Source organism: Streptomyces sp. 8L, from assembly GCF_020176795.1.
Classification (GTDB): Bacteria; Actinomycetota; Actinomycetes; order Streptomycetales; family Streptomycetaceae; genus Streptomyces.
In genome coordinates this window covers 1-4,847 of sequence record NZ_JAIUKE010000555.1, presented here as the reverse complement: position 1 = coordinate 4,847, position 4,847 = coordinate 1, and the positions used below count along the sequence as shown (strand labels likewise).

At 73.2% G+C, this 4,847-nt stretch carries 5 protein-coding genes; 2 read left to right on the top strand and 3 right to left on the bottom strand.

Features of this window, described 5'->3' with window-relative positions; translation table 11 throughout:
- The 3 genes from LCE31_RS34140 to LCE31_RS34125 all read right to left on the bottom strand — a co-directional run.
- Positions 1-1,186: cytochrome P450 (locus tag LCE31_RS34140; RefSeq protein WP_225021446.1), on the bottom strand; the 1,186-nt coding region annotated here is incomplete at its 3' end.
- Complete coding sequence (locus LCE31_RS34130; RefSeq protein ID WP_308042351.1) at positions 1,183-2,718, bottom strand: FAD-dependent oxidoreductase; 1,536 nt, start codon at positions 2,716-2,718, stop codon at positions 1,183-1,185. The genes LCE31_RS34140 and LCE31_RS34130, both read right to left, overlap by 4 nt.
- Complete coding sequence (locus LCE31_RS34125) at positions 2,715-2,942, bottom strand: ferredoxin (RefSeq protein WP_225021444.1); 228 nt, start codon at positions 2,940-2,942, stop codon at positions 2,715-2,717. Before LCE31_RS34125 ends, LCE31_RS34130 begins: the two co-directional genes overlap by 4 nt.
- 337 nt (positions 2,943-3,279) lie before the next feature.
- Between LCE31_RS34125 and LCE31_RS34120 the strand changes: the two genes are divergently transcribed.
- Positions 3,280-3,888: a hypothetical protein gene (locus tag LCE31_RS34120; protein WP_225021441.1), complete on the top strand. Its 609-nt coding sequence runs from the start codon at positions 3,280-3,282 to the stop codon at positions 3,886-3,888.
- Between the two features lie 181 nt (positions 3,889-4,069).
- The gene (locus tag LCE31_RS34115) at positions 4,070-4,675 is read left to right on the top strand and encodes a hypothetical protein (protein WP_225021439.1); all 606 of its coding nucleotides are present in this window, start codon (positions 4,070-4,072) and stop codon (positions 4,673-4,675) included.
- Positions 4,676-4,847: the final 172 nt, after the last annotated feature.

Sequence of the window (4,847 nt, the reverse complement as noted above, 5' to 3'; positions counted from 1 at the left end):
CCAGCGCGCCGGCGTCCCGCAGCAGCGCCAGCGTCCCGTTGGCCACCAGGTTGACGGTGGTCTCGTGGCCCGCGATGAGTGCCGCGAGTGCCGCCTGGGCCTCCATGCGGGCCAGCGCGGCGCCGAAGCAGTAGTGGACGCCGCCGCCGAAGGCCAGGTGGGCGTTGTCCGGGCGCCCCGGCACGAACGCGTCCGGGTCCGCGAATCTGCGCGGGTCGCGGTTGCCCGCGGCCAGCAGGAGCGAGACGCGCTCCCCGGCGCGGACCGTGTGACCGGCCACCTCCAGGTCGGCGGTGGCGCGGCGCGCGGTCATCTGCACCGGTGGGTCGTGGCGCAGCACCTCCTCCACCACGGCCGCCGCGGACTCCGGGTCGGCGCGGAGCCGGGCCAGCGCGCCGGCGTCCCGCAGCAGCGCCAGCGTCCCGTTGGCCACCAGGTTGACGGTGGTCTCGTGGCCCGCGATGAGCAGCATGCCCAGCGTGATGCCGAGTTCCAGCAGGGTCATCCGGGTTGCCGGGTCGCCCTCGGTGAGCAGCGCGGAGATCAGGTCGGACCCGGGGTGCTCCGCGCGGCGCGCGATCGTCGGGATCAGATAGGCGCGCCACTCGCGCCGGGCCTCCTCCAGTTCTGCGGTCTCCGGCGCGGTCAGTGTCTCGGCAGGGTCCAGCCCCTTGGTGAGCCTGTTGGCGAAGGAGTGGATGAGCGGCTCCTCCTCCGGCGGTACGCCGAGCAGCCCGCAGATCACACCGATCGGCAGCGGGTACGCCAGCTCAGCCACCACGTCCAGCTCGCCGGGTCCTTCGCTGAGGTGCTTGTCCAGCAGCCCGGCCACCAGTGTCTCGATGTGCGGGCGCATGCCCATGACGCGCGGCGCGAACCGGTACATCGTCTGCTGCCGCAGTGTGTCGTGGTGCGGCGGGTCGCGGAAGAGGAAGGGGCCCGTGACGGGCCTGCCGTCCGAGCCCAGTGGCGTGTCGGGGCCGGCCGCCGGGGCGGGGCCGCCGTCCTCCGAGCTCATCCTCGGGTCGCGCAGCAGCCGGCTGATCAGCTCGTGGCCGCTGACCAGCCAGGTGGTCGCGTCGAGACGCCGGATCGGCTCCCGGCCCAACTCGGCGAAGTACGGGTAGGGGTTGTGCCGGTTGGACGGGTCGAGGACCTGCCGGAAGAGGTGGGCGGCGGGGGTCATGAGGTTTCTCCTGTGGTCACCGGGGCTGTGGTCACCGGGGCTGTGGTCGATGGGACTGTGGTCACCGGGGCTGTGGTCGCTGGGGTTGTGGTGACTGGGGTGAGTGCGGTCGCGGCTGCGGGCGGCGGCGCCGAGCGGCGTGGGACGCGTGCGTCGACCGGGCGCCCGCGGGCCGGGTCGCCACTGGCGTCGAGGACCGGCGGGAACGGCGCGCGCTCGGCGACCAGGGCGGCGTAACCGTCCAGCAGACGCGGCGCGTCGACCGCGACCGCCGCCACGGTCACCCCCGCCCTGCCGTAGGCGGCGACGAACGGACCGCTGTCGAACGAGCCCTGGGTGACGACCACTTCGTCGGCGATGCCGGGCATGCCGACCGACTTGATGTTCAGCCCGAACTGGTCCGACCAGAACACCGGCAGCGCGTCGTTCTCGCGTACGTCCGCCGACATGATGTTGTGCGCGACCGTCCTGGCCTGGTCCAGTGCGTTGCCCCAGTGCTCGAAGGAGACCGGCCCCGTCTCGAAGCGCGGGTGCCGCCACCTGGCCAGGTCGCCCGCGACGTAGACGCCCTCCACCACCCGCCCGCCGGCGTCCAGGGCCCGGCAGGCCGCGTCGCAGGACACCCCGCGCCCGTCCGCCGCCAGACCGCTGCCGCGCAGCCAGCCCGTGTCGCGTACCGAGCCCGCGGCCACCACCGCGACACGTACGTCCAGTGTCCCGCCGTCGGACAGCCACGCCCGGCGCAGCCGGCCGGACGCGTCCCCCTCCAGGCGCCGTACGGTGGTGCCCACCCGCAGGTCGACGCCGTGCGCCCGCTGCCGCGCGCCGATCACCGAGCCGACATGGGCGCCCAGCGCACCGGCCAGCGGCGCGGCCCCGCGCTGCGTCACGGTGACGGGCAGGCCGAGGTCCCGCGCGCTCGACGCGACTTCGGAGCCGGTGAAGCCACCGCCGATAACCAGCAACCTCCCGCCCGTGCGGACCAGTTCGGCGAGGTCGGCGCGGAGCAGGTCCGCGTCGTCGCGGCCCCGCAGTACGTGCACGCCGCGCAGCGCCGCCTCGGCCGGCCGGGCCCAGGGGCGGGCGGCCGTGCCGGTGGCGAGCACCACCCGGTCGAAGGCGATCGTGCGCCCGTCGGCGAGCAGCACCGTGCGCGCGGCCGGGTCGAGGCCGGTCGCGGCCACACCGAGCAGCCAATCGGCGCCCAGGTCGCGGGTCCTGGCCAGCGACAACCGGTCGGTGGCCAGCCGGCCCGACAACACGGCCTTGCTCAGCGGCGGCCGGTCGTACGGCGTGTACGGCTCGTCGCCGATCAGGGTCAGCCGGCCGCCGAAACCGGCCGCGCGCAGGGCCTCCGCCGTACGCAGCCCCGCAAGCGACGCGCCCACGACGACGATCTTTCCAGCGGTCTCGCCGGTCTCAGGGGCCTCGCCAGGCTGAGTGGTTTCAGCGGCCTGCTCTGCCGTCTCGCCGGCTTCGGTGCGCACGGCGGGGCCGACCCGCTCGGCGCGCCCGGTGCCGTGCGCGCTCACCGGTGGGCCTTCGGGGGCAGCGGGATCTCCTCCGTGGCGGAGTCGAGGACGATCGCCTGTTCCGGACAGGCCAGCGCGGCACGCCGTACGCCCGCGTCCGACGCCGCGTCCGGCACGTGGTCGTACTCCAGCGATTCCGCGCCCCGGAAACGGAACACCTCCGGGGCCGCGAATACACACTGCCCATAACTCTGACAGCGGTTCAGATCGACAACAACACGCACAACAGCCTCGCATTCGTTCGCGCCGACTCGGTGGGGCCGGGCGCACGCACCGACGCGGTGGGCGCGTTCCGACCTCGTGGCTTCGACGCTAGGACCTGCGCGGGGATGCCGTCTTCGGCCCAGGGGTGCACTCCGGGTGCACCCCGGGGTGGAGGGAACTTTCCACCCGGGATGCACCCGGAGGCGCAGGACAACTCCCCGCCGCGCGGCCTAGGTTTTTCAACAGCGGGGAAATGCGGCGGAGTTCGAATTCACACCGCGTTCCCGTCCCGTACGGCGCACTCTCGCGCGACGTGATTCCGCGTCATGTGAAACGAGCGAAAGGAAAAAACAAGTCATGAGCTACGTACGAGGATTCCTTCCCTGGATCGCGTTCGCCGCGGTGTCCGGCGTCGCCTGGCAGTGGGCGGCGCTCCTGTCGCTGGCGATCGGCGCGTTCTTCCTGGTGAAGGAGCGCAGGGCGGGGGCGAGCGCGGACGGGCAGATCCTGGACCTCGGCACCGTCGTCTACTTCACGGTGCTGACCGTGATCGCCTTCGCCGACCCGCACTCGCCGTTCCAGGACTATGTGAGCGGGGCGTCCTCCGCGTGGCTGGCGCTGGTCGCGGGCGGGAGCCTGCTGGTGGGCCGGCCCTTCACCCTGGGCATCGCCAAGCGCAGCGCCCCGCCCGCGCTCTGGCAGAACCCCGTCTTCATCCGTACCAGCACGGTGCTCGCCGGGGTCTGGACGGCCGCCTTCACGCTCAGCGCGATCGCCACGCTCCTGTGCGAGGCCACCGGCGCCGTCGACGCGCTCCGCATCCTCGTCCAGATCCTCGGGTTCGCCGTCCCCATGGCCTTCACACGCCACTACGTCAAGAAGGTCCGCGCCCGCGCCGTCGCGGCGGCCGCCACGCCCGCCGGTCCCGTCGTGGACCCGCGCGCCTTCCCCGCGGCCGGCCGGTGAGGGCGCCGTCCGGCGCCCCGGCAGCCGCCGCCCCGCCGGGCCGGGTACGGCCCCGGGTGGAGACGGTTCTCCACCCGGGATACGGCGCTCGACCCACGACAAAGGCGCTGGTCAACCGTAGTTTTCAGCTATCACGACGGCGTTCTCGCGCAGTACAACGACATCGGTGGAGGTCATCGGAATGAGCGGTCCCGTTGAAATCGTGTTGATCGTGGCGGCGGTCGGCTACGTACTGGTCCGGCGGATGATGGGGGAGCCGGCGCAGGCCAAGCGGATGCTGATCCTGCCCGTGGTGCTCTGCGCGATCGGCGTGTCCGACGTGTCCGGCGAGGTCACGACGTCGATGTCGCTGCTGTTCCTGGTCGCGACCGCCGCGATCAGCGTCGTCCTCGGCATGCTGCGCGGTGCGAGCGTGCGCATTTCCCAGCGCGACGGGCTCGCCTTCGTCCGCTACACCGGGATCACGGTCCTTCTGTGGGCGCTGAACCTGGCGGTCAAGCTCGGCGCCAACTTCGCGCTCGGCGCGCTGGACCCGAAGGACACGGGCGGCGTCGGCGACAGCCTGATGCTCAGCCTCGGCCTCGGCATCCTCGCCGAGGGGCTCGTGGTGCTCTACCGTGCGCTGCGCGCCGGCCACCAGGTGATGTGGGCGCAGGGCAGGGACGGCGCCCCGCACCAGAGCTCCCCGTTCCTGGACGACCTCAGGCGCAACCTCACGGAGCGTGGCGGCGACACGTACGGGCGGGGACGGGAAGTCCGGCGGGTCCGGCTCCGCGACTACCGCTGATGACGGCGCCGGGCCGACGGGCGGCGTGACAGCCGCCGGCGCCGCATCGATGGGCGCCGTGACAGCCGCCGACGTCGCATCGATGGGCGGCGTGACAGCCGCCGACGTCGCATCGATGGGCGGCGTGACAGCCGCCGACGTCGCATCGATGGGCGGCGTGACAGCCGCCGAC

Coding starts and splice junctions, on each gene's coding strand:
- LCE31_RS34120 (WP_225021441.1), top strand. CDS start 3,280: ATGAGCTACGTACGAGGATTCCTTCCCTGGATCGCGTTCGCCGCGGTG.
- LCE31_RS34115 (WP_225021439.1), top strand. CDS start 4,070: ATGAGCGGTCCCGTTGAAATCGTGTTGATCGTGGCGGCGGTCGGCTAC.